Origin of the sequence: Streptomyces sp. NPDC055955, assembly GCF_042270245.1 — a bacterium.
In the GTDB taxonomy this organism is placed as follows: domain Bacteria; phylum Actinomycetota; class Actinomycetes; order Streptomycetales; family Streptomycetaceae; genus Streptomyces.
Window position 1 is genome coordinate 246,704 of record NZ_JBHJYS010000005.1, and the last position, 23,514, is coordinate 270,217.

Annotated in this window: 21 protein-coding genes and 2 pseudogenes; 11 read left to right on the forward strand and 12 right to left on the reverse strand. The window is 67.8% G+C overall.

The window, feature by feature from the left end; genetic code table 11:
* Positions 1-7: 7 nt before the first annotated feature.
* Both ACFC96_RS12240 and ACFC96_RS12245 read right to left on the reverse strand, forming a co-directional pair.
* On the reverse strand, positions 8-1,030 hold the full coding sequence (locus ACFC96_RS12240) for a zinc-dependent alcohol dehydrogenase family protein (RefSeq protein WP_376611850.1): 1,023 nt from the start codon (positions 1,028-1,030) through the stop codon (positions 8-10).
* A 110-nt stretch (positions 1,031-1,140) separates the two neighbouring features.
* On the reverse strand, positions 1,141-2,409 hold the full coding sequence (locus tag ACFC96_RS12245; protein ID WP_376611852.1) for an MFS transporter: 1,269 nt from the start codon (positions 2,407-2,409) through the stop codon (positions 1,141-1,143).
* Between the two features lie 135 nt (positions 2,410-2,544).
* Here ACFC96_RS12245 and ACFC96_RS12250 point away from each other — a divergent pair, with 135 nt between their 5' ends.
* Together ACFC96_RS12250 and ACFC96_RS12255 are read left to right on the forward strand one after the other, a co-directional pair.
* Complete coding sequence (locus tag ACFC96_RS12250) at positions 2,545-3,450, forward strand: helix-turn-helix domain-containing protein (RefSeq protein WP_376611854.1); 906 nt, start codon at positions 2,545-2,547, stop codon at positions 3,448-3,450.
* A 196-nt stretch (positions 3,451-3,646) separates the two neighbouring features.
* Entirely contained in the window at positions 3,647-3,781 is a 135-nt protein-coding gene (locus tag ACFC96_RS12255; RefSeq protein ID WP_340459901.1) for a hypothetical protein, read from the forward strand.
* Between the two features lie 209 nt (positions 3,782-3,990).
* On the opposite strand, the gene ACFC96_RS12260 is transcribed toward ACFC96_RS12255, so the two are convergent.
* The 5 genes from ACFC96_RS12260 to ACFC96_RS12280 all read right to left on the reverse strand — a co-directional run bounded on the left by ACFC96_RS12260 (position 3,991) and on the right by ACFC96_RS12280 (position 6,808).
* Positions 3,991-4,809: a SigB/SigF/SigG family RNA polymerase sigma factor gene (locus tag ACFC96_RS12260; RefSeq protein WP_376611856.1), complete on the reverse strand. Its 819-nt coding sequence runs from the start codon at positions 4,807-4,809 to the stop codon at positions 3,991-3,993.
* A 164-nt stretch (positions 4,810-4,973) separates the two neighbouring features.
* Positions 4,974-5,198, reverse strand: coding sequence for a DUF5133 domain-containing protein (locus ACFC96_RS12265; RefSeq protein WP_340459903.1), 225 nt, complete (start codon positions 5,196-5,198; stop codon positions 4,974-4,976).
* 451 nt (positions 5,199-5,649) lie between these two features.
* Positions 5,650-6,042 carry a hypothetical protein gene (locus ACFC96_RS12270; RefSeq protein WP_340459827.1) on the reverse strand — a complete coding sequence of 131 codons (393 nt, stop codon included), beginning with the start codon at positions 6,040-6,042 and terminating at the stop codon, positions 5,650-5,652.
* 74 nt (positions 6,043-6,116) lie between these two features.
* Positions 6,117-6,272, reverse strand: coding sequence for a DUF6131 family protein (locus ACFC96_RS12275; RefSeq protein ID WP_328541385.1), 156 nt, complete (start codon positions 6,270-6,272; stop codon positions 6,117-6,119).
* Between the two features lie 209 nt (positions 6,273-6,481).
* On the reverse strand, positions 6,482-6,808 hold the full coding sequence (locus ACFC96_RS12280; protein WP_340459828.1) for a plasmid stabilization protein: 327 nt from the start codon (positions 6,806-6,808) through the stop codon (positions 6,482-6,484).
* A gap of 414 nt (positions 6,809-7,222) precedes the next feature.
* Between ACFC96_RS12280 and ACFC96_RS12285 the strand changes: the two genes are divergently transcribed.
* Together ACFC96_RS12285 and ACFC96_RS12290 are read left to right on the forward strand one after the other, a co-directional pair.
* Positions 7,223-7,603, forward strand: coding sequence for a VOC family protein (locus ACFC96_RS12285; protein ID WP_340459829.1), 381 nt, complete (start codon positions 7,223-7,225; stop codon positions 7,601-7,603).
* 326 nt (positions 7,604-7,929) lie between these two features.
* Positions 7,930-8,295 (forward strand): GNAT family N-acetyltransferase, encoded by a 366-nt coding sequence (locus ACFC96_RS12290; RefSeq protein ID WP_376612289.1) that lies wholly within the window; start codon positions 7,930-7,932, stop codon positions 8,293-8,295.
* 173 nt (positions 8,296-8,468) lie between these two features.
* On the opposite strand, the gene ACFC96_RS12295 is transcribed toward ACFC96_RS12290, so the two are convergent.
* Complete coding sequence (locus tag ACFC96_RS12295; protein WP_376612291.1) at positions 8,469-8,843, reverse strand: SsgA family sporulation/cell division regulator; 375 nt, start codon at positions 8,841-8,843, stop codon at positions 8,469-8,471.
* A 633-nt stretch (positions 8,844-9,476) separates the two neighbouring features.
* Positions 9,477-9,946: pseudogene (locus ACFC96_RS12300) on the reverse strand (iron-containing redox enzyme family protein); the annotation flags it as partial.
* 393 nt (positions 9,947-10,339) lie between these two features.
* Here ACFC96_RS12300 and ACFC96_RS12305 point away from each other — a divergent pair.
* Positions 10,340-10,831, forward strand: a complete 492-nt coding sequence (locus ACFC96_RS12305; RefSeq protein WP_376612293.1) for a flavin reductase family protein — start codon at positions 10,340-10,342, stop codon at positions 10,829-10,831.
* A 25-nt stretch (positions 10,832-10,856) separates the two neighbouring features.
* On the opposite strand, the gene ACFC96_RS12310 is transcribed toward ACFC96_RS12305, so the two are convergent.
* A complete protein-coding gene (locus ACFC96_RS12310; RefSeq protein WP_376253033.1) occupies positions 10,857-11,306 on the reverse strand; it encodes an SRPBCC family protein in 450 nt (149 codons plus the stop codon).
* Positions 11,307-12,413: 1,107 nt separating this feature from the next.
* Between ACFC96_RS12310 and ACFC96_RS12315 the strand changes: the two are divergent.
* Both ACFC96_RS12315 and ACFC96_RS12320 read left to right on the forward strand, forming a co-directional pair.
* Positions 12,414-13,024, forward strand: a pseudogene (locus ACFC96_RS12315) (glutathione-dependent formaldehyde dehydrogenase); the annotation flags it as partial.
* Between the two features lie 347 nt (positions 13,025-13,371).
* Positions 13,372-14,172: a SigB/SigF/SigG family RNA polymerase sigma factor gene (locus ACFC96_RS12320; RefSeq protein WP_376611858.1), complete on the forward strand. Its 801-nt coding sequence runs from the start codon at positions 13,372-13,374 to the stop codon at positions 14,170-14,172.
* A 515-nt stretch (positions 14,173-14,687) separates the two neighbouring features.
* On the opposite strand, the gene ACFC96_RS12325 is transcribed toward ACFC96_RS12320, so the two are convergent.
* Positions 14,688-15,890 carry a PP2C family protein-serine/threonine phosphatase gene (locus ACFC96_RS12325; RefSeq protein WP_376611860.1) on the reverse strand — a complete coding sequence of 401 codons (1,203 nt, stop codon included), beginning with the start codon at positions 15,888-15,890 and terminating at the stop codon, positions 14,688-14,690.
* Positions 15,891-16,364: 474 nt separating this feature from the next.
* Here ACFC96_RS12325 and ACFC96_RS12330 point away from each other — a divergent pair, with 474 nt between their 5' ends.
* The 4 genes from ACFC96_RS12330 (at position 16,365) to nrfD (ending at position 22,963) form a co-directional block, all read left to right on the forward strand.
* Positions 16,365-17,060 (forward strand): UdgX family uracil-DNA binding protein, encoded by a 696-nt coding sequence (locus ACFC96_RS12330; RefSeq protein ID WP_376611862.1) that lies wholly within the window; start codon positions 16,365-16,367, stop codon positions 17,058-17,060.
* A gap of 772 nt (positions 17,061-17,832) precedes the next feature.
* The gene (gene fdh / locus ACFC96_RS12335; protein ID WP_376611863.1) at positions 17,833-21,078 is read left to right on the forward strand and encodes a formate dehydrogenase; all 3,246 of its coding nucleotides are present in this window, start codon (positions 17,833-17,835) and stop codon (positions 21,076-21,078) included.
* Positions 21,075-22,004 (forward strand): 4Fe-4S dicluster domain-containing protein, encoded by a 930-nt coding sequence (locus ACFC96_RS12340; RefSeq protein WP_376611865.1) that lies wholly within the window; start codon positions 21,075-21,077, stop codon positions 22,002-22,004. Before fdh ends, ACFC96_RS12340 begins: the two co-directional genes overlap by 4 nt.
* Complete coding sequence (nrfD, locus tag ACFC96_RS12345) at positions 22,001-22,963, forward strand: NrfD/PsrC family molybdoenzyme membrane anchor subunit (RefSeq protein WP_376611867.1); 963 nt, start codon at positions 22,001-22,003, stop codon at positions 22,961-22,963. Before ACFC96_RS12340 ends, nrfD begins: the two co-directional genes overlap by 4 nt.
* A 120-nt stretch (positions 22,964-23,083) precedes the next feature.
* On the opposite strand, the gene ACFC96_RS12350 is transcribed toward nrfD, so the two are convergent.
* The gene (locus ACFC96_RS12350; protein WP_340460748.1) at positions 23,084-23,452 is read right to left on the reverse strand and encodes a DUF6479 family protein; all 369 of its coding nucleotides are present in this window, start codon (positions 23,450-23,452) and stop codon (positions 23,084-23,086) included.
* Between the last annotated feature and the right edge of the window lie 62 nt (positions 23,453-23,514).

Genomic DNA, 23,514 nt, shown 5'->3' on the forward strand with positions numbered 1-23,514 from the left:
CCGGTTGTCAGAGGGTAAGCAGGACCTTGGTCGCGCGGCGCTCGTCCATCGCCTTGTAGCCCTCCGACGCTTGCTCCAGGGGGAGGGTGAGGTCGAAGACCTTGCCGGGATCGATCTTCTTGTCCCAGATCAGCTGGATCAGCTCGGGCAGGAAGCGGCGCACGGGGGCGGGGCCGCCAAGGGTGTGGATGCCGGCGAAGAACAGCTCGATGCCGGGGATGGACACGTCGTAGTTGACGCCCACGTAGCCCAGGTGCCCGCCGCCGCGGGTGGCGCCGACGGCCTGCATGAACGCTTCCTGGGTGCCGACGGCCTCGACGACCGAGTGCGCGCCGAGGCCGTCGGTGAGTTCCTTGATCTTGGCGATGCCTTCCTCGCCGCGCTCCTCGACGATGTCGGTGGCGCCGTAGTAGCGGGCCAGCTTCTGCCGCTCGGGGTGGCGGGACATCGCGATGATCCTCTCGGCGCCGCGCTGCTTGGCGGCCAGGACCGCCATCAGGCCGACCGCGCCGTCGCCGACGACTGCGACGGTCTTGCCGGGACCGGCCTCGGCGGCGACGGCGGCGTACCAGCCGGTGCCCAGGACGTCGGACGCGGCAAGCAGGGCCGGGACCAGCTCGGGGTCGGGCTGTCCGGGGGTGGCGACCAGGGTGCCGTCGGCCAGCGGGATGCGGGCCTTCTCGGCCTGGGTGCCGATACCTGCGTGGACGAACTCGGCGTGCACGCACTTGGACTGGAAGCCGGCCCGGCAGATCTCGCAGGTGTTGTCGGAGATGACGAAAGAGCCGACGACGAAGTCTCCGGGCTTGACGGTTTCCACCGCGTCACCGATCTCCTCGACCACGCCCACGTATTCGTGGCCCATGAGCGTGCGGTCGGCGGGTTCGATACCGCGATACGGCCACAGGTCCGAACCGCATATGCAGGTCGCGGTCAGCTTCACGATCGCGTCCGTGGGCTCGATGATCTTCGGATCCTCGCGCTCCTCCACGCGGACGTCGCCGGCGGTGTGCATCACTACTCCACGCATCGTGGATCTCCTTGCTTTCATGGTGCGGGTGCCTGAAGGCACCAGTTCGTGTTCGGGAAGGCACGGCGCCGGCCTTCCTCGGTGTGGAAGGCTTTTGCGGTCGCGCCCGCTCAAGGGGCCGAAGTGTCCGGTCCCGGGCTCGACATCACGACCGCCGAGCGGCGGCGCTGGGTGAGCGCGATAGCGATCGTGGGGATCAGCGTGAGAGCCGCGATGGCGGTGCCGACGGCGGCGGGACCGGTGGCTTGCAGGGGTGACTCGAGAGCGAGGCCGGCGATCCAGGAGCCGACGGCCGTGCCGAGATTGAATGCCGAGACAGTGAGGGCGGAGCCCAGGGTGGGGGCCCGGCCTGCGAAGCGGACGCCGAGGGAGATCAGTACCGGGTTGGCGCCAAGTCCGAACAGCCCCAGCAGGGCGACCAGCACGATCGTGGGCGCGACGGACCGGGACAGCAGGCACAGCGCCAGGAGCAGGATCGTGGTGGTCGCAGCGGCAGAGATGGTCGTTGCATGCGGGCGGTGGTCTCCCAGGCGGCCGCCCACGAGGAAGCCCGCCAGGGCACCGACGCCGAATCCGACCAGGACCAGCGGCACGAGGCCGGAGGCCAGCCCGGCCCGGTCGGTCAGCAGCGGAGAGATGTAGGAGTACGTCGACAGCACGCCGCCCGTCGTGGTCGCGCAGGCCGCGAGGACCAGCCACATCCGGCCCGAGCGCACAGCGGTCAGCTCGGAGCGGATCGACACCACCGTGGGACTTGCTTCGTCGTGCGGGACGTGGCGAGCGATGAGCACCATGGCGGCTGCCCCCAGGGCCGCGAGCGCCCAGAACGGGCCACGCCAGCCCATGATCTGTCCGGCGAAAGCGCCCAGCGGCACGCCGACGACGTTGGCGAGCATCGCGCCGGCGCCCACGACGCCCAGGGCGCGGGAGCTCGAGGCGGGGCCTGCAGCACGGGCGGCCACCACGTTGGCCACCGCCCAGAACGCTCCGGTCGCCAACGCGGTCAGGAACCGGGCGGCCAGCAACAGCGAAAAGCTGGAGCCGACGGCGACGATGACGTGCCCGGCCGCGAAGACCCCCAGCGCCAGCATCAGGGTCAGCCTCCGGGGAAGCCGCAACGTCAGCATCGCCATCACCGGCGCGCCGACGATCATCCCGACCGCGAAGACAGTGATCAACAGACCGGCCTGGGCCACGCTGACCTGCACGTCACCGGCAATCTCCGGCAGCAGGCCCGCCACCACGAACTCGGTCGTGCCCATCAAAAACGTGCCCAGTGCCAGGACGTAGACGACGAGCGGAAGCCGGGCAGGCGGCTGCCCAGGGCCAGCGCCCTGCAGGACGTCGGGGGCGTGGAGGGTGTCTCCTCGCGTCGTCATGTTTCATCTCCGCAGCAGGTCGAAATCGGGGGCGCACCCCACGAAACCGCTTCTGCCACAGGCGCGGGAGGCTGGACTTATAGGGGGGACAAGCTCAACCCCCTCCCCCAGAGGCTCGCGCCGTAGCGTTGAGGCATGGAACGCCTCCCCGACCGCCGCGCCGACATCCGTGACTTCCTCGCCACCCGGCGCGCCAAGATCACCCCGGAGCAGGTCGGGCTGCCCACCAGTGGCCGAAGGCGGGTTCCGGGGCTGCGGCGCGAGGAGGTCGCCGTCCTCGCCGGCGTCAGCACCGAGTGGTACACGCGTCTGGAGAAGGGCCACATCAACGGCGTGTCCGAAGACGTCCTCGACGCGGTCGCCCGTGCGCTGCAGCTGGACGACGACGAACGCACCTACCTGTTCGACCTGGCCCGCGCCGCACAACCCTCCAGCCGCAGCCCCCGCCGCCGCAAGGCCGTCGACGTGCCGGTCCGCATCCAGTGGCTGCTCGACTCCATGACCCTGTCCGCAGCCTTCGTCACCAACGGGCGTCTCGACATCGTCGCCACCAACGCACTGGCCCGCGCCCTGTTCGCGCCACTGTTCGATAGCGAAACCACCGATGCTCGAGGACGGCCGAACTTCGCCCGGTACTGGTTCCTCGACCGCGGGGCACCCGACTTCGTCGCCGACTGGGACGGCGCCCTTGGCGCCACCGTCGCCCTGCTGCGTGCCGAGGCCGGCCGCTACCCGCACGACAAGGCGCTGCGCGAACTGATCGGTGAACTGTGCACGATGAGCACCGACTTCCGCACTCGTTGGGCCGCCCACGACGTGCGCATCCACCACGGCGGGGTCAAACAGTTCCAGCACCCCGACGCCGGGAGCATCGAGCTCGTCTACCAACCGCTGGACTTGCCCATTTCTCCACGCGAGGTCCACTCCCTGACCATCTACACGGCCGAGCCGGGCACCCCTGACGAGGACCGGCTCAAGCTCCTCGCAAGCTGGGCAGCAACCCATTCCGAGGAGATAAGCCCTACCGGTGACCGGGACTGATGACTGAGCCACGAAGGTAGCCAATGTCCCGCTCAATCGTAGGCACGGCGACGGTTCACCCGCGCAGCCGACCGCTCCGCCGACTGATCGGACTATGCCGATCCCGCTGACCGCTGGGCTGTGTCAGACCGGACACCTAAGCTTGATCCAAACCGCCCCCCCCCCGGACCCAGGTCCCGCGCGGCCCGCTGGTGCGGTGAATGAGGAGATCCGCGCGCTCGTGCTGGCGTGCGGCGGCTGGCTGTCCGGGGACACGCGGCAGCGGTACGAGGAGCTCGTCGCCAAGTGGGCCGCCGCAGCTGTGCGCGCTGGCATCGTCGAGGTGGCTTAGTTTGACCGCAGCCAAGAGGGCGTCGACCGCGCGGCGCTACAACAAAACCAGCCGACCATGAATCATGGTTTCCCAGAGACCAATCCGCAGTTCCCGCTGTGGCGAAGCGGCGGAGTGCACAATCTGTGATCGGCCTCGGCCGGCCCCGCCGTCTGCCTACGACTCTCACTGCGGGGTCGGCCTTGAGCCCGACCCCGCATTCAGGCAGCCTAACCGCCCTCGCCGCAGTCGCAGTCGCAACTGGCTTCCTCACGAACGCGCATGCAACTGTCATGGATGAGGCGCGAGACATGCATCTGTGAGATGCCGAACCTCGCTCCGATCCGGCTCTGCGTCAGGTCCTCGAAGAACCGCATGTACAGGATGCTGCGCTCGCGCTCCGGTAGATGCTCCAGGCCGACCTTGGCGGCTTCGCGGTCGATGACGATGTCGTAAGCACTATCAAGAGCGCCCAGCGAGTCGACGAGGTTGTCCCCCTGGCCGTCAACAGGGAGAAGTTCCGCGTCGAGGGAGAGAGCGCTGAACCCGTCGATGGCCGTGAGGCCTTCGCGGACCTCGTCCTCGGTCAGGGCCGCGCGGGCGGCTATAGCGCCGACATCGGGTTCCGTGCTGCCGCCGGGCTGCTGTGCCAGCTCTTGGCGAGCGAGGCGGACCTTGTTGCGCAGTCCCTGTACGCGATGCGGTACGTGGACGTCCCACATGTGGTCGCGGAAGTGCCGGCGAAGTTCGCCCCTGATAGTGGGCACGGCGTAGGGCTCAAAGCGGCCACGCTGCGGGTCGTAGCTGTTGACGGCCTTGACCAGCCCCATGGCCGCCACCTGACGCAGATCCTCGATGCTTTCGCCCTTATCGCGGAAGCCGCTAGCGATGCGGTGCGCCATCGGCAACCACGCTTCGATGACTTCCTCGCGCAGCCGATCCCTTTCGGGCCCTTCACTCAGCCCTGCTAGGGAGCCGAAAGCGGCCGCCGTGTCGGGACTGTCCTCGTGGGCGGCTTTAGTGCGTCGCAAGGCGGCGGTGGTGAGCATGGGACGCTCCTCAACGGTCGGAAATCTTGCTCTCCCGCGAGAAGCGAGGCGCCCGGACAGGATCGACCGGAGCGGCGCGCGGCCCGCTCGCGAAGATGCCTCCGCGCCGAAGCACCGTTGTGCAAGTTCATTGTCCGTCGTAACCGTGCTGCCTTCGAGTCGGTTCACGTTGCAGCGTTAGCGCAGGGCCCCATGGGGTGCAGGTACTCCTCGGCCGCGTCGGCGGCCTCCCGGCCGCAGCGTTGCCCCAGCAGGACACAAAGCGTGTAGGCGGCGTCCTCGAAGCACTTTCGGGCTTGGTGATCAGTGGGTGTAGTGCGCAGTCTGCGCTCCCATGTGCGGTAAAACTGCAGGTGACGGGCGACCTCGGTCTTCGCTGGCAGCAACATTCGCCGACTTCCCCTCTGAATGGAGGCAAAGAGGCCCCGCAGGTGATCACGCACCGCAACGCCTCCATCATGGTGCAGTTCGCGGCACCCGCCGTCCTGTTAGGGATTCAACGACCCCTTGGTATCGGGCAGGGCAGGGCAGGGCAGGGCGGTCAACGATCGCGTCGCCTCGCGCCTGCTCAAGATCCGCTCGTGGCACACACCTTCGATGAACTGGTTGAGAGACAGCACGCCGCTTACGCGGCGCACCGCGAGGTCCTGCGCCTGCGCGACGAGTACGGCCCGCCAGCCACGGGCGGTTGGGCTGAAACGCGGACAGCGACGTATGAGACGGCGTGGCGCGCCTGGCGGGACCTGGGTACGGGGCGATAAGGCACGGCTGTGGCGCTGTCGGGCACCTGGCTGGGCCACCCGCTGCACCCGCCACGGGCAGCGGATCGGGTCGCGATGTTCAGCCTCGGCTACGCGTGCCTGGCGGATCCTTGGGGTCGACGCCGGTGTGGGCGGATGCGTCCTTGGTTCCACTGGGGCGCTGGGAGCGCCCTCGCGGGCCGGTGTCGTGCATACCCTTGTCGTCACTGCCGGCCTTGCTCTGGTCCTCGCCGCGGCGCCCCCTGCTCTTCACGGGCTCGCCATGCGGGTTCCCGGCCTCCTCTTTGGAGACCTTGCGCCCGGGGCCCTTGGCGGGGGCGTGCTCGCCCGGATGGAAGGAGCGGTGGGCGCTCGGGTTGTCCTGCTGACGGGTCTCGTCGACATCGGGAGACCAACCGTGCTGTTTGGTGCCCTTATGCCGGCCGGGGCCCTCGCCGTGCGAGGGCTGGGATGACTTCGGCTGCTTAGCCATGGTCTGGCCTGCCTCTCTGGTGGCGGGAAGAATCCCCACCGCGCCTGCCGCGCTCCCCCCTAGTGACCTGCTTGCTACCAGTAATGCTTGCGTCCGCCGACGGAGTGTCCGACCGCTCCCATGATCCAGAGGATGGCTCCGATGACGACGAGGATGACACCGATGGTCCACAGGATGCTGATTCCCGTGACGAAGCCGATGACCAGCAGAATTACACCTAAGGCGATCATGAGGCCCTCCGATTTCACTGTGACGCTCCATCCAGCCTAGGCACGTCCGGCATTTTGCGGCGCGCTGTGCCCAGTGACGTCATCCCAGTGGGCGAGAGCCCGTCGGGCGAGCTGTCAGCGGGGTCTCGTGACGAGTTCTCGGCAATTACTGGACGCCCTGTCCGAGGCCAGACGAATTGAGAGCAACGGCGGCACGCGATGCCTGCGCGTCAGCGACCGAGAGCCTTTCGCAACTCCTGCTTGTTCATCGACGAGCGCCCCTCGATGTGCCGCTTCTTCGCCTCCTCGTAAAACTGATCCTTCGTCGGTCCCTGCGCGCCGCTGTGGGAGCGTTCGCCGCCACGCTGCGAGGCTGACTTCTTGTCGTGTGTGGAGGTTTTGCTGGCTGACTTCGACTCCCCCGACCGGGCGCGTTCCTTGTTGACCGTGCGGGCGGCGATCTCCTTCGCCCGCCCCTTCGACTCTCCGCGGTCTTCGGCGCTCTCCTTGACATGCTCGTACTGACGTTCCCGCTTCGTGCTGGAACCTCGCGGCATCTTTTCCTCCTTGCCTCGGGTGACGTGGAAACATCGGTATTCAGGTCACGCCAACGGACCGAGTGCCGCAACAGCAGCCCTGACCGGCTCTGTGCGCTGCCGTGCGCACGCCCACCTACGTACCTCCTGACGATCGAGCGCCATGCTGTTGCCGCCCGCCCGCAGGTGGAGGTGCGCGCGGACGGCACGTTTCCCCACGCGCCCCTGTGCCACTTGGGTGAAGAGCCCATACATCTCGGATGAGCAGCTGCCCTCTGCACCCGACGACAGGACCTGACCGGAGGGTAGTGCTGCCCCCCATCCCGCTGTGACCGGCGCCAAAGAGAGAGCGTGCTCCCGGGTTACGCGCATCCGCCGGGGCACTCGGTCCTCTGCGCCCCCATGCGGCGCCCCGACTGAGGAAGGACGAGAACGATGGGTTTCGCCACCATGCTGACTGTCGTCGTGGACTGTCCGCAGCCACGGCAGCTCGCCGAGTTCTACGCCGCCGTGCTGGGCGGCGATATCGACGACTTCAGGGGAGACGGCAGTTGGGTCGATCTTCGGCCGCCAGCTGGTCAGCGCATGTCCTTCCAGCTCTCGCCGGGCCTCAAGCCGCCCGACTGGCCCGCCGCCGATCACGACTCTCAGCAACTCCACCTTGACCTCGCCGTCGAGGACATCGACGCGGCACAGCAGAAGGTCATCGCACTGGGCGCGCGTCCTCTCGATCTTGAGGACGACGGCGGAAAACGTGACTTCCGGGTGTTCTCCGATCCCGTCGGACACCCTTTCTGCCTCATCCGGCAGTCTTGACGTACCAAGCTCCCGCACCGCGGTGGCGACGGCAGTCGATCTCCACTCCGTAGTGCTGGACCGTGCACTCGCAGGGCGAGACGACTCAGCCCGTGAGCGCGGCAACAGCGCCTCCCTGCTCGGCATACCAAGCTCTACGGACAGGGGCCAGCTAAGGCCTGTCCGTATCGATCTCTGCGTCTGAGGCTGGCTAGGAACCTGTCGGTAGACCCTGGACGGCCACGAGCAGCTCGGGAATCATGCCCTGTATGTCAGCGTGGACTATCAAGGCAGAGCCTGTCATCGGCGCGGATGTCGACGAGGTGATGCGGGAGTACTTCACCGAGATGGGGCGGCGGGTCCTGGGCCGTCCAGGTACAGAAGCAGAGCTTCGTGCGGTGCTTGATGAGGATCCCCACCATGTACTCACCCCGCCCGACGGCGAGTTTCTCGTTGCGCGCAGCGGTGGGGGCGAGTTCCTGGGTTGCGCAGGGTTGCGGCTGCTGAGGGGTACTCCTGAGACCGCGGAGCTCAAGCGGTTGTATGTGCGCCCTGCAGGGCGGGGAGCGGGTCTCGGTCGGGGCCTCCTTCTCGCCGTCGAGCAATGCGCTATGAGGCTGGGTGCTGTCCGGAGATTCGTCAGCTGGCCTGGTGCGCGCACGGTGATCAGGTTCCGGATCGTCGCAGGGCAGTCGACACCGCGTCGCACCTGAGCCAGGAGGCACCGGGGCGGATGCCCGCAACATCCGTGCAGAGTTGGCTGATACGGCCTAAGAACTGTACATAGCGCGCCAGTTCGTCGGAGCATCGACAACGGCTGCATGCTGCGGGTCGTAGTCGGCCGTTCAATTCAGATGGGGCTTCGTAGGCCACTCGCGGGGTGCCTTCAGAACTCGTCCAGGAGTGCGGAGAGGAAGCCGTCCCAGTGGATGTAGGACGGTTCGCAGCCGGGAGGGACGAGCTGCTGCGTGACGTCCAACCACTCCGCGATGATGCCCAGTTCTGTCTCCATGACTGCGCACCTGCCTGGGGGGCCGAGGCGTATGCGGAGAAGGGGTGGTTCGTTCGGCGCCCTGACGGGCCATACGGCGACATCACCCAGCCCGTCGTGGCGACGTAGTCCGACCAGGAGGGACTCGCGGGACAGCGCCCAGCGGACCTCGGCGCCTTCGACGGCGAGCTTGATGCGGACCGCATAGGGGTCGGATGAGGTGTAGTACAGCTCGAGCGCCAGTGGCGCCGGCGACCGGGCATTGCACACCAACCCGGCACGATGGTGAAGCGTGGTGCCCCGGTGAGGGTGCTCCTCAATGAGGGTGACAGGCTTGGGCATGGTCTGATCACGCTTTCCGTGGAGTGGACAAAATTCGACGTCGTTGTCACGTCAGCGGCAGATCCATCAGAGCGCCGGCACCTGCCCTCTCAAGCGCATCTCGCGCTTCCGTGTGCCCCGCTTACGACGAGCTATGCAGGAAGCGCGCGGATCCTGGGTGCGCTCCACCTGCGCGAGGTCCCCTGAAAGTCACCCACGCGGCTGCCCAGCCACACCTGATCCTCACTGGCCAAGACGGCGCGGAAGCCCTGGAGCGCGGCGCCGGCAGGCGACGCGGTCTCATTGGGATGCGGTGGGGGCCGTGCTCGGAGGGCTCAGTCCGCGTCTATCAGCGTGGGTTCCGACGAGAGTCGGGTACCGGAAGACTATTTATCAGCGGAGGGCTCCCTCAAAGAATCCTCGCCTGATCGGGCGACGGCCGCGGCGAGGATCAGATCCTCGCCGGAACGCCCAGGGAACGCGCGGCTCACCGGTGCCGGATGAGGACGCCGTCACCGGGGTGTATCAGCCAGGACCCGCGGTGAAGCCTGCGCGACCAGGCCCGCAGGATGTCCTCGTCCTTCAGATCCACCGCGTCAGGTGAGGCGGGACTGGCGGGGAACACCTCACGGGTGGACGGGTGGCCTCGTGGCTGTCCTTGCGCATCGGCACGCCTGGCTCAGCTCCTCCGCGGCGCGGGACAGCAGGCCGCAGCGCGCTGTCGCCCGCGCGCCAATTCGTCAATAGGCGCTCCGTGAGCCGGGTCTCGGGCAGGCCGGTGGCACCGACGCCGAAGGCGATGTCAGCGTCCAGGCCGGGCTCGCGCGCCAGCAGGCCGCCGACCACCTCGCGGCGTACGACCTGCTCGTGCACCGCGTCCGCCTCGACGGGCTCGTCGTAGAAACGGGCGGCGGCCGGGCCGGTGCCCGCCCGACGCATCGCTGCGGTCGCCGCCGCGAACCCGGCGGGGAGGTCACCTCCACGGCGGCGAAGTGTCAGACCAGCGCACCGCGGAGTGCCCGGTGCAGGCCGAGGAGTGACATCAGATTGACGTGGCCAGGGCGGCCGCGGGGGGGGCGGCGCCCGCGTAGTGCTTGTGCCCGCGCGCTGGCACCTGGTCGTGGCCGAAGCGCCCGCATCACCGCCACCACGTCGCCAGCGACCACGCGCTCGGAGGACCAGGAGTGGTCCTACATGGGGCCGGCCTGCGGGAGCGCCGTACCCCCGGAGATCCGGGCAGGTCACCGTGGAGCCGTGCTCCACCAGTTGAGGGGCCACGGGGTGCCAGGTCGCGGAGGTTCTGGGTGACTGTGGAGCAGCAGTACCCCAGGGCCGTCCCCTCCCTGACGGACGAAGATGGAGGCGCCGTCGGCCTGGGTCGGCTGGGACGTGAAGCCATCGAACATTGCCCTGCATCCGATCTCTTGAGCGAGGAGCCACATCCTGTGACCGATCTGGATACGTTCACCGATCCGCTCGACTATCCGTTGTACGTCGTCACCGCCGCGACCGCCGGTGAGAAGTCGGGATACCTCGTCGGATTCGCCTCCCAGTGTTCGATCCGGCCCGCCCGGTTCATGGTCTGGCTCTCCAAGGCGAATCTGACATTGCGGGTGGCCGCGCGCGCCGAGCGCCTCGCGGTACACCTCCTGCGCCACGACCAGACCGGGCTGGCCCGCGTCTTCGGCGGCGAGACCGGCGACCGCAGGGACAAGTTCAGCGACATCGCCTGGCACCGGGGGCCGGGCGAGTCGCTGATCCTGGACGAGCAGGCTCCTGCCTGGTTCGTCGGCCGTGTGGAGAGGCGGGTCGACGGCGGAGACCACGTCGGCTTCCTGCTTGCGCCGGAGGCGGCAGAGAACGTCTCAGGCGGCGAAGCGGCCTTGCTGTCACTGCACGATGCGCGCGACATCACCCCGGGTCATCCGGTCGCCTGACGGTCGACTCTCGCCGCCGCCGGTCTCAGACCTGGCCCCGCCAAGCGCCGGATTCCGTACCGCGCTTCTCGATGTACGACTTGAACCGCTTGAGGTCCTGAGTGATCTGATGCTTGACCAGACCCATCTTGTCGGCCGCTCCTTCGAGCGCTCCGTGGGGTTCGTGTTCCATCTGCAGCATCACCTTGGTCCTGTCCTCGTCCAAGCGGTGGAAGGTCACCACACCGGCCTGGTGGACGTCGCCGGCTACCGTTGCCCAGGCCACACGCTCGTCCGGGATCTGTTCCACGACCTTCGCGTCGAACTCCCGGGAGACTCCGTCCACCTTCGTCACCCAGTGCGTCAGGGTCGGTGTCCGCTGCTCAATACGCTCCACGCCACCCATGAAATGGGGGAACTCCTCGAACTGGGTCCACTGGTTGTACGCGACGGTGACCGGCACGGAGACCTCGATCGATTCTTCGACCTTCGACATGAACGTGGCTCCTTGCTCTCTCGACTTTCAGTGAAGTGGGACGCGTACCCGAGGCGGCTCCTGGCACACGTCTACTCCTCGGTGCGCTGCTGTCGGGCTCCGGTCCGGCGAGACGCACAAGAGAATCACCCCTGGTCCTCAACCTGACGCGCCGCCCAGCCCTGGTCACCAACTCCCGGTGATGGGGCACCCGTTCACCGAGGCGGAGAAGCAGGACCAACGCGCAGTCGGCGGTTCTCCCGCCTCAAAGCTGCCAATTCCTCGCGTTCGCTGCTGCCGCCCGCGGACCGCCGCTACTTGTCCTCCTGCATCCGCTTCCTGCCCTGTGACTGCTGTCGCATGCGGAGGCACTGGGAGCCATTCCGTCAGGGCCCGGCTGACCCAGGATGCCGCCGCACACTCCCCCAGCAGGCAACGCTCCGCATACGGCGAGGGAGCGTACGGGCGTCTGGCCGGCAGGCGCCCGATCAGCCGGCGTCCACGTCGTGCACGGACACGCGGATGGTGTCGATGTCGCTGTGGGCGGCGCCGGGAATGAGCATTCCCATACCGACGTCGGTCCGCAGGTAATCCACCACTGCCACTGCCTGGTCGCGCAGTTCACCGGGGAGGACGGGGTGGCACCCCCGGGGGGAGAGAGCGTGTGAGCATCTCGGCGCAAATCCTGCCGACCGCTCGGTCTGCGGGCACCTGCTCGACCTCACCGAAGAAGGCGTCACGCGGAAGCGTTACCTGTCGAAGGCGTAGGTCGCCCGGGTCCGGGATCCGGACTCGCAGTTGACCATGCCTGACGGCATCGCACGCCTCTCTGGGCGTCGCTCCTCGGGGTCAAAACGCGGCCCTCCCTGCACGTGCGGCGGCCCGGGAGGCGATTCCCGCGCGCCCCACGCACCGAACTCACCGGGCCGCCGCATGTACTCCAGGCTTACGCCCGCAACTTCCCGCCCGCCACTCGGAGCAGCACGCGGCCACGTAGGGCATTCGCCTAGAAGCGGTGAGTGGAGGATGTTGCACGCTGACGCGCAAAAGCACCCCCAGGAGAGAGATTCGTATCGATACTCCGGGGTCCCGTAACCGGATATCCGAGCATCGTGGTAGTTGTGCGGGGCGAGGCACCGGCCTCTTGGCACCCTGGTTTGGCTTGCCGAGGGGCAAGTCGTGGACGAGCGGCTTTCGCGAGCCGGCGCGCACGGAGTCACCCGCCTCGATGTCCGGCGGCACGGCAAGGAACTGGCGGAGGCCGTCAGGGACCTCACCGACGGGCGCGGAACCGACGTGGTCATCGACTCCGTCGGCATGGAGGCGCACGGCGCGCCGTTCGCCAAGGCGGCACAGTGGGTCACCGGACTCCTCCCCGATGTGGTGGCCCAGCCGCTCATGGAGCATGCAGGAGTGGACCGGCTGGGGGCCCTGCACGCGGGCCTCGAACTCGTACGCCGTGGTGGAACACTCTCCATTTCCGGCGTCTACTGCGGTGCTGCCAGCCCAATGCCCCTGCTGACCATGTTCGACAAGCAGATTCAGGTGCGGATGGGCCAGGCCAACGCGTGGCGGTGGGTGGAGGACATCCTGCCACGCTCCTCACCGACGTAGATCCGCTCGATGTCGACACGTTCAAGACCCACGCCATGCCACTAGAGGACGCCCCGAAGGCATACGCGATATTCCAGGCCAAGGAAGACGGAATGATCAAAACCCTCCTCAAGCCCGAGGGCTGAAAGCGCGGCCGCTGCCCAGCAGCGACCTATGGCGAAGCCCAGCCGACGGGCCTCGGGCTCAGGGCCCGCTGAGCATCGACCGCTGGCACTTGCGGCATGAACAGCGGTTGCCGCGCTGCTGGGCGGCTGGACTCCGCCGCGCCTCGGTCTCAAACGCCGTCGGCCCCGATTCGAGGCTGACGGCGTTTGGAGAGACAATGATGGGATAAGCGGAGAACAACGGTGCTTCGGACCAGAGGCATCCGCCGCGAGCGGCTTATTGCTCCTTGGTCGAGGACGCCGGGTGCTGTGACCCCCTTCGCTTCTCGCGGACGGCCCCTGTAACAGACCGTTGAGGAGCGAATTTCATGCTCACCCACCGAACGCATACCGTCTCCCGCCGCAACGACAGCCCCGACACGACGGAGGCCTTCGCCCATCTCGCCGGCCTCGACGAAGGACGTGAGCGGGATGTCCTGCGTGAAGAGGTCGTCGAGGCGTGGCTGCCCGTGGCGCACCGCATCGCCGTCCGCTTCCACAACAAGGGCGAAAATGTCGAGGACCTCCGCCAAGTCGCGGCCATGGGGCTGCTCAAGGCGGTGAACAACTACGACCCGCAGCGTGGCCGGTTCGAGCCCTACGCCGTCCCCACCATCAGGGGTGAGCTGCGCCGCCACTTCCGCGACCACATGTGGGACGTCCATGTGCCCCGGCGCGTGCAGGACCTGCGCAACAGGGTCCGCCTCGCCCGCCGCGACCTCGCCCAGCAACCCGGCGGCAGCTCGGAACCCAGCGTGACCGCCATCGCCACCCACGCCCAACTGACCGAGGACGAGGTCCGCGACGGCCTCAAGGCGATCGACGGCTTCAGCGCTCTGTCCCTGGACGCGGGACTCCTGACATCAGGCGACGACGACGCTTTCAGCCTGGCGGACGCGCTCGGCGCATCCGATGAGTCCTACGACGTGATCACCGACCGGGAAGCCGCCAAGGCCGGCCTGGAACACCTCCCCGAACGCGAACGCAGCATCCTCTACCTACGTTTCTTCGAGGACATGACGCAGTCCCGGATCGCGGAACACTTCGGGATCTCGCAAATGCACGTCTCCCGCCTCATCCAGACCAGCTGCCGGCGCGTACGCGAAGAAGCCACCCGCGACTGGGAGTAGAACGAGGATGCTCAGGCAGCCTGAACCGAAACACAATCGGTCCGGCACATCGGCGCGGAGGGCCTCAATCGGGTTTCAGCGTCGCATGATTGGTAACTCGCGCTCTGGGTGACCGTAGCCCGGCCCTCCATGCCCCCCCGCGGGAGAGCCGCAAGCCTTTGCCCCTCCGCCCCGGAGGGGCAAAGGTGCCCGGTCACCGCACCGGGCGGGTGTGGCGTCAGGTAACGGCGTCGTGCTGAACGCTCTTTCCCTCGCAATCAGCGTGTCCCCGATATGACCACGCCCGCTTGGCTGTTGACCGTGGCGAGGATGGCGGCGAGAACGTTCGCCGGCCCGGTTTCTTGCACTGGACGTGCCGCAGACGTCGTCGCGGCGCGCTGTGATGTCCTCGTCCCTGGGCGGAGGGCAGTCCACTCCACTCCGAGGCTTCTGGACTCTCACCGCGCTTTAAGGGGACGGGGCTCCCGAGTCTCGGGCCGCTGCCTCTAGGGCAACCTGCCGACGGGATTCGGACGTCAGCTGCCGTGCGCCTCCGGCGTCCGTAGCGGGTTCCGCCACTCGAGCATGAGGATCGTCGCGTCGTCCCGGAGGCGGTTCTCCTGGGCATTCAGGATCGCGTGGATGAGTCGCCGGAGTGTCTCCGGCGCCAGCTCTCCCGCCGCGGCGGCCCGCACGACGTAGTCGGCGAACCGTTCGAGCCCGAGTTCGCCGCCGTCCGCCGTGCGGGCTTCCGTGACGCCGTCGGTGAACATCAGTACGCGATCCCCCGGCTCGAGGGAAATTTCGTGCACCCGTCGTGGCTCCACAGTGAAGGCGGCCGGCATCCCCATGGGCGGGTCGGCGTCGCGGTCCATCGCTCCGTCGACCAGGCGCTGGTTGCGGATGAGGAGCGGCGCCGGGTGCCCACAGTTGATCCAGCGCAACTTGCCGGTGAACAGGTCCAGTTGGGCGAGTACGGAAGTGCAGAACCGGTTCGGCAGCCACTCGGACAGGGCCATATCGACAGACCGCACAAGGTCCGGGAGGTCTGCTCCGTTGCGACGCGCGTGACGGGAGGCGGCCAGGGCGACCACTGAGGTCAGACCAGAGGCCAGATCGTGCCCCATGGCATCCAGGATCGCGGTGTGGAGGGTCGTGTCGGTGAGTGCGTGGTCGTACGCGTCCCCTCCGACCTCGTACGCCGGTTCCAGGACGGCCGTCGACACGGCGCGTGTGGACCCGATCGTGCGGGGTGGGAGGTAGGCGCGCAGCATCTCGGCGGCCAGTCGCATGGGTTCCGTACGGGTTTGATGGACGAAGGTGTCCTTGTACGCCCGCTTTGACGTGACCATCATGGCGAGTAGGGCCGCGAGTGTCCTGCCGCGGCGCAGCGCCAGCGGATCGAGTGCGGGCGTTCGTACAGCGAGGACGCCAAGGCGTTCCGCCCCGTCCACGAGCGGCAACCAGGCCGTCATCCCTCCGAAGTCGGACTCCTCGACGCGCAGGGACTGAGTGCGGTAGGTCCAGCCGGCGAGCGAGTCGTCAATAGGAAGCGCCGGCACCACGTCGTTGAGCGGTGTCAGCTGTCGCTGCTGCAGATCGGCCAGGTACACCACGGAATGCTCAAGCCCCAGCGCCTTGGAACAACGCGCGACAGCGGTGGTCAGGTCAAGCGTCGAGGTGCCAGGGTCCGCGAGGAACTCACCCAGGCCGACGTCAGGGATCTCCGGGACCGACACCTCGTCAACCCTTCCCCGGAAGCTCGTCCGGTCACGGCCGATGCGTACCTACGCAGTCTCACACCGGGGTGCCTGGATCGCGCGTGGGGGGGGAATGCTCGTCGCGACACTTCTGAGTCTCCGCGGTGCCTGGTTTCGCTGGCCGGCCACGGAAATACCCAAGTCAACGAGTGCTTCTGTCGAACGTGTCCGAGGTCCCCCGGCAAGGGTTTGTACTCCTCGTCGGTTCTGGAGTACACGGGGCGCACAGCCCGCCACATCACCCACAGCATCGACTGTGCCGGCCCGTGCTCGCCAGCATGCGAACGGTGGAATGCCAAGGTGCCATGGAAGGGGTGAGGAGGTGGCGGACGCCATGGCACGTGGAGTGTAGGGCGGCGCTCTGACCTTCGGGTTGGCTTCCTTACCGAAACAGCTGTTCACAGCGACGGACAGCCACACCGGTTCCGGCGAACCATAGAAGCGGGAGCAGACATGCCGCACCATCCGCAGGAAGCCCACACCGCCGCCCCCTATCTGCCGGAGCGCGGTGGCCTGCCCACCCTGCGGCGGGCAGCAGCCAGATGCCAGGGCTGCCCCCTGCACGAGAACGCCACACAGACAGTGTTCGGCGTCGGAACCAGATCCGCCCGCATCATGTTGATCGGAGAGCAGCCGGGTGACCAGGAGGACGTCCAGGGGCACCCCTTCGTCGGGCCGGCGGGGCGCCTGCTACACAAAGCCCTGGACGAACTCGGCATCGAAGAAGGAAACACTTATCTCACGAACGCGGTGAAGCACTTCAAATTCAGCCAGGAAGGCCCTTCCAAACGGCGCATACATAAGGCGCCCGACCTTCATGAGATGACGGCCTGTCGGCCATGGCTCGTCGCCGAGCTGAAAGCGGTCGCCCCCGACGTCGTCGTAGCGCTGGGTGCCACCGCCGGTAAGACGCTGTTGGGCAGCTCCTTTCGGGTGAGCGAGCAGCGAGGCATCCTGCTACCCGCACCCTCATGGGACGAACTGGGACACAGCCCCGATGAAAACGGCACGTCGGCAAACGATCGGCGCGGCAACCGAAGCCTCGTCTGTACCATCCACCCGTCAGCAGTTCTCAGAGCGGATGACCGGAAGAGCGCGTACGCGGGACTGCTCTCCGACCTGGGCGTGGCAGCCGCCGCCCTCGCTTAGGTCATCAGGCAGTCCTCGTTCTCGTCGTGGTGGTCCTTGCGGTCGCGGGGCCCATGCGTCTCCACGCCACGGTGTGTGCTTGTCGACCCGCACAGGCAGGTGCCCGACGGCGCGCGCTCAGTCCTCACCCCGGATGATGTTGCTCTCCGGGGCTGCGGTTTCTGGCCCGCCCCCGTCGCCGTCGCCGCTGCCATCGAGAAGAATCTGGGCCTCGGGAACGCTGGCCTCACTGTCCGCGGTACTGCGGTCCTCACATACTGACTGCCGGTCTGTACTGGTACCCGGTTGCATGGAGCTGCCTCCTAGGTCCTCGCTCGTCTTTCCGGATACCCGACAGCCCTCGCCGAAATCAACCGGTGCAGGCGGTGCTCGGCTGCCCTGCCGCTGTCGACCACCCTCATGCCCCACTGCTGTCGCGATTTACGTTCCTTCGCCTTGAACTTGAAATGAATGGAGGAGGCGTCTACCAAGCCCGCTGGCCGGGACCAGCACCCTCGTGGCTCACCCCCATCCCAAGTCGCAGAAGGCGCGCATCGTTTCGGTCCGAGGGGGTACCCGCGGGCCACGCTGACGAACGAACGCGTCGAAGAAGCGAGAGCACTGTGAGTGACGACCGCCGGCAAGCACCAGACTCGGGGCCCACACCGAGGGACATGCCCGATCAGCGGGCCGGAACCGGTCCGGCCTCGTGGGAGGCCGCCATCGAGTCGACGCAGAAGGGCAGCCTGTAACAGCACGTACGCCACCGGCGCAGCTGCCGAAAGGACACAGCATGGGTGTGCGCAAGTGGGTCGGCGAGTGGCCCGTTCTCCGTCAGGTCAAGGGCTCCGACCCCCTCGGTCGTGGCCTTGCCGCGATGTCGGCCGGCTCCGAGCGGCTCCGGCCGCGAACGGACTCCGCCGACCGTGTGGTGAGTTCCGTCTGCCCGTACTGCGCGGTCGGCTGCGGCCAGCAGGTCTATGTCAAGGGCGACAAGGTCGTCCAGATCGAGGGCGACCCCGACTCGCCGGTCAGCCGGGGCAGGCTGTGCCCCAAGGGGTCGGCCACGCTTCAGCTCACCACCGGCACCGCCCGCCGCCACCAGGTGCTGTACCGCCGGCCGTACGCCACCGACTGGGAGCCTTTAGACCTGGAGACCGCCATGGACATGGTGGCGGAGCGAGTCGTCGAGACCCGGCGCCGGACCTGGGAGTGGGAGTCTGACGGACTGCGCACGGCCCGGACGCTCGGTATCGCCAGCCTGGGCGGCGCGACACTCGACAACGAGGAGAACTACCTCATCAAGAAACTGCTGACGGGGCTCGGCGTCGTCCAGGTGGAGAACCAGGCACGGGTCTGCCACAGCTCCACCGTCACAGGACTAGGCACCTCCTTCGGACGGGGCGGCGCCACCACGTTCATGCAGGATCTGCAGCACGCCGACTGCATCGTCATCCAGGGTTCCAACTTCGCCGAGGCCCACCCTGTCGGCTTTCAGTGGGTGATGGAGGCCAAGGCACGCGGCGCCCGTATCATCCACGTCGACCCGCGCTTCACCCGCACCAGCGCACTCGCAGACCTCTACGTGCCGATCCGGGCAGGCACTGACATCGTCTTTCTCGGCGGGATCATCAACCACGTCCTGACGGAGGAGAAGGACTTCCGCGAGTACGTCCTCAACTACACCAACGCCGCCACCCTGGTCAGCGAGGGCTTCCGCGACACCGAAGACCTGGACGGCGTCTTCTCCGGCCTCGACGAGGACAAGCACCACTACGATCCGTCGAGCTGGCAGTACGAAGGCGTCGAAGTCCAGCAGCCCACCGGCGACGTCGACGAGCAGTACGAGGAACGCGTCCGCGGGTCGGGCGGCCCCGAGACCCACGGATCGGGCGGCGCCAGGACCGGCCACCACGCCCCCACCGACCCGACGCTCCAACACCCGCGGTGTGTGTACCAGGTCCTCAAGCGGCACTACGCCCGCTACACACCCGACATGGTGGAGAAGATCTGTGGTGTCCCCCGCGAGACGTTTCTGCGTGTGTGCGAGGACCTGACCCAGAACTCGGGCCGTGAGCGGACCAGTGCTTTCGCCTACGCCGTCGGCTGGACCCAGCACACGGTCGGCTCGCAGTACATCCGTGCCGCCAGTATTCTCCAACTGCTGCTCGGCAACATCGGCCGCCCCGGCGGCGGCATCCAGGCGCTGCGCGGCCACGCCTCCATCCAGGGCTCCAGCGACATCCCCACCCTGTACAACCTCCTGCCCGGCTATCTGCCGATGCCCCACGCCCACGCGCACGAGACCCTCGACAAGTTCGTCGAGGCCAGCCGCACGGAGAAGGGCTTCTGGGCCGACATGCGGGCCTACTTCGTGAGCCTGCTCAAGGCCTACTACGGCGAGGCGGCCACGGCTGACAACGACTTCTGCTTCGACCACCTGCCGCGCCTGACCGGCTCGCACACCACCTACGACACGGTCCTGGCACAGCTCGACGGCGTCTGCAAGGGGTACTTCCTGATGGGAGAGAACCCGGCCGTGGGTTCCGCCAACACACGACTGCAACGCCTGGGCATGGCCAACCTGGACTGGCTCGTCGTGCGTGACTTCTCCCTCATCGAGTCCGCGACCTGGTGGCAGGACGGCCCCGAGATCGAGACCGGGGAGCTGCGCACCGAGGACATCGGAACCGAGGTGTTCTTCTTCCCGGCAGCCTCACACACCGAGAAGTCCGGCTCCTTCACCAACACCAACCGGTGGTTGCAGTGGCACTACGCGGCGGTCGAGCCCGAGGGCGACGCGCGCAGTGACCTGTGGTTCATGTATCACCTGGGCCGTCGCATCAAGGAGAAGCTGTCGGGCTCGACGGACCCGATGGACCGACCCGTCCTCGACCTCACCTGGAACTACCCGGTGAGCGGACCTCAGCAGGATCCCGTAGCCGAAGCCGTGCTCGCCGAGATCAACGGTCATGGCCCGGACGGAAGCCCGCTCAGCGCGTACACGGAGCTGAAGGACGACGGCTCGACGCGCTGCGGCTGCTGGATCTACTGCGGTGTATACGCCGATGGCATCAACCAGGCCGCCCGCAAGCGGCCCGGATCAGAACAGGACTGGGTGGCAGCCGAATGGGCTTGGGCCTGGCCCGCCAACCGTCGCATCCTCTACAACCGGGCCTCGGCGGCACCCGACGGCACACCGTGGAGTGAACGCAAGGCATACGTCTGGTGGGACGAGGCCGACGGCAAGTGGACCGGCCACGACGTGCCCGACTTCATCCCCGACCGCTCCCCCGGCTTCGTACCGGACAAGGACGCGGTCGGGCCCGACGCACTGCGCGGTGACGACCCGTTCATCATGCAGGCCGACGGCAAGGGCTGGCTGTACGCACCCGCCGGCTTGGAGGACGGCCCCCTGCCCACCCACTACGAGCCCCAGGCCTCGCCGTTCGGTAACGCCCTCTACCCGTCCACCCCTCGTTCGCCCACACGGCAGTTGCTGCCCCGAGAGGGCAACCGCTATCACCCGAGCGGCGACGAGAAGGGCGCCGAGGTGTACCCGTACATCGTCACCACACACCGTCTCACTGAGCACTTCACCGCGGGCGGTATGAGCCGCTGGACACCGTATCTCGCCGAACTGCAACCCGAGTTCTTCTGCGAAGTCTCCCCGCAACTGGCCGCCGAACGCAGTCTGGAACACATGGGGTGGGCGACCATCGTCACGGCCCGCAACGCCATCGAGGCCCGGGTCATGGTCACCGGGCGGATCACTCCGCTCACGGTCCACGGCCGAACGGTGCACCAGATCGGGCTGCCGTTCCACTGGGGGCCCAACGGTGTGGCCACAGGTGACGCGGCGAACGAACTCATCGCGATGGCCCTCGACCCCAACTCCCATATCCAGGAGGACAAGGCACTTACCGCCGACATCCGCCCCGGACGCCGGCCCCGCGGCCCCGACCTGCCCAAGCTGGTCGCCGACTACCGCAGGCGGGCGGGCATCACCGACACGACGGGGACGGAGACCCGGACATGACGGACCGGAACCTGTTCAGCGGAATCGAGCCGGATCCAGCCGGCGATGCAGGCCACACCGAACACCCGCCGCGCGTCGGCTTCTTCACCGACACCTCAATCTGCATCGGGTGCAAGGCATGCGAGGTGGCGTGCAAGGAGTGGAACGCCATCCCGGAAGGCGGGCTCTCCCTCACCGGCATGAGCTACGACAACACCCAAGGGCTCGGTGCCTCGACATGGCGCCATGTCGCCTTCATCGAACAGCAGGTCCCCGCGCCCGAGGGACGCACCCAACTCCCCCTCGCCGACGGTTCGTCCGCTGACCCGCAAGGTCCTCAGAGCGCAGGTGCGCCCGGCGAGATGCGCTGGCTGATGTCGTCGGACGTCTGCAAGCACTGCACCCATGCGGCCTGTCTGGACGTCTGCCCGACCGGTTCGCTCTTCCGCACCGAGTTCGGCACCGTCGTCGTCCAGGAGGACATCTGCAACGGCTGCGGGTACTGCGTGCCCGCCTGCCCCTACGGAGTCATCGAGCAACGCCCCTCCGATGGCAGGGCGTTCAAATGCACGATGTGCTACGACCGCCTGGGCGCCGGCCAGGAACCGGCGTGCGCCAAAGCCTGCCCGACGGAGTCCATCCAGTTCGGTCCCCTTGACGAGTTGCGTGAACGCGCGGCACTGCGAGTCGACCAGCTGCACGAAGCGGGAGTCGACGGTGCCCAGCTGTATGGTCACGAACCCGCCGACGGGGTGGGCGGCGCCGGCGCGTTCTTCCTGCTGCTCGACAAACCCGAGGTCTACGGGCTGCCGCCGGACCCGGTCGTCACCACTCGAGATCTCCCCACCATGTGGAAGCACGCCGGCGCGGCGGCCCTCTCCCTGGCCGGAGCCGTGGCCGCGTCCTTCGTCCTGCCCACGCTGCTCCGAAGGAATACGACACAATGAGCGACTCCCTGAGCCACTCCGAGAAGAGCAGGAACCAAGGGCGTCGTGGCGAACAACGCATGGTCCCGCGCGCCGAGTTCGAGTCGTACTACGGGCGTCCCGTGATCAAGGCACCGTCCTGGGCCGCCCGGGACATCGCCGGATACTTCTTCCTCGGCGGACTCGCGGGCGCAGGCTCGGTGTTCGCCGCGGGAGCCCACCTCACGGGGCGCACGACCACCGCCACCGCGATGAAGACGTCCTCGCTTGCCGCGGTCTCCTTGTCGGCCGTCGCGCTCGTAAATGACCTCGGGGTGCCGAGCCGGTTCCCGAACATGCTCCGCGTGCTCAAACCGACCTCGCCCATGAGCGTGGGCTCCTGGCTGCTCGCCGGGTACGGTCCCATGACCGCCGCGGCCGCCGTCTGCGCCATGACGCAGCGGCTGACCAGGGTCGGCGCCGCCGCGACAGCGACGGCGGCGCTGCTCGGGCCGGCGGTCGCCTCGTACACCGCGGTCCTGGCTGCGGACACCGCGGTGCCTGCCTGGCACGGTGCGCACCGCGAACTCCCCTATGTCTTCGCCGCTTCCGCGACAGCGGCCGCTGCGGGGATGGCACTGGTCGTCGGCCCCGTGGGCGAGACCGAACCGGCTCGCTGCGTCGCGGCGGTGGCCGCCGCAGCGGAGGCAGTGGCGACCAGGAAGGCCGAAAAGCGGCTGGGAATGGTCGCCGAGACCTACCGTCAAGGCCAGGCCGGGAACCTCCTGCGCGCCGCGCGGCTGCTCACTGCGGCGGGCGCCGCAGGCGCTCTGGTGCTCGGTCGCCGCAGCCGCACGGCGGCCGTGGCCGGCGGTCTGGCCCTCCTGGCCGGCTCGGCCTGCACCCGGTTCGGCATCTTCGCGGCGGGAGTGGCCTCGGCCGGGGACCCCAAGTACACCGTGGTGCCTCAACTCGATGACCGGCCTACTCGGGAGGAGTGAAATGCGGGCCCCGGGACTGTGAGGCAGGGGCCCGTTCGGGCGCCTACTGAGCACGGAACGCCCGGGCCGCTGGTCACCCGCCCTGTGCCTCCCTTTTTACTCCGTGCCGGCGGCTGAGGCTCAAGTCCGGCCGGGGCCCCCGCTGCCGAACGAGCCGCTCGATCCCGGGGCCCACCGCGGAGTTCGCTGGTCCTCGCTGCGCTTGCCGCCGGCATGGCGGAGTTCGTACGGCATGAGGCGCTCGCTCTCGTCCTTGGCCACTGGGACCTCGTCCGGCTCCCGCATTTCCCGGATCTCACGGACCGCCCCGCCTTCAGGAAGATGCGGCTGCTCATCGGGCCTGGGCGGCCTGGACTCTCCCCTGCGCACCTTGATGCCCAGTCGGACGGCCCACACCAGCGCTCCCGCGATAATGAGGCCTCCGGCGAAGGCGCCGACAGCGGAGAGCGCTGCGGTTGCCGCGGCCAGTTCGAAGTATGTCGGGTTCATGGTCGGCGAGTACCCGGGTCCAGGAACTGAATCATCTGTCTCGCCCTACACCCTGCGCTATG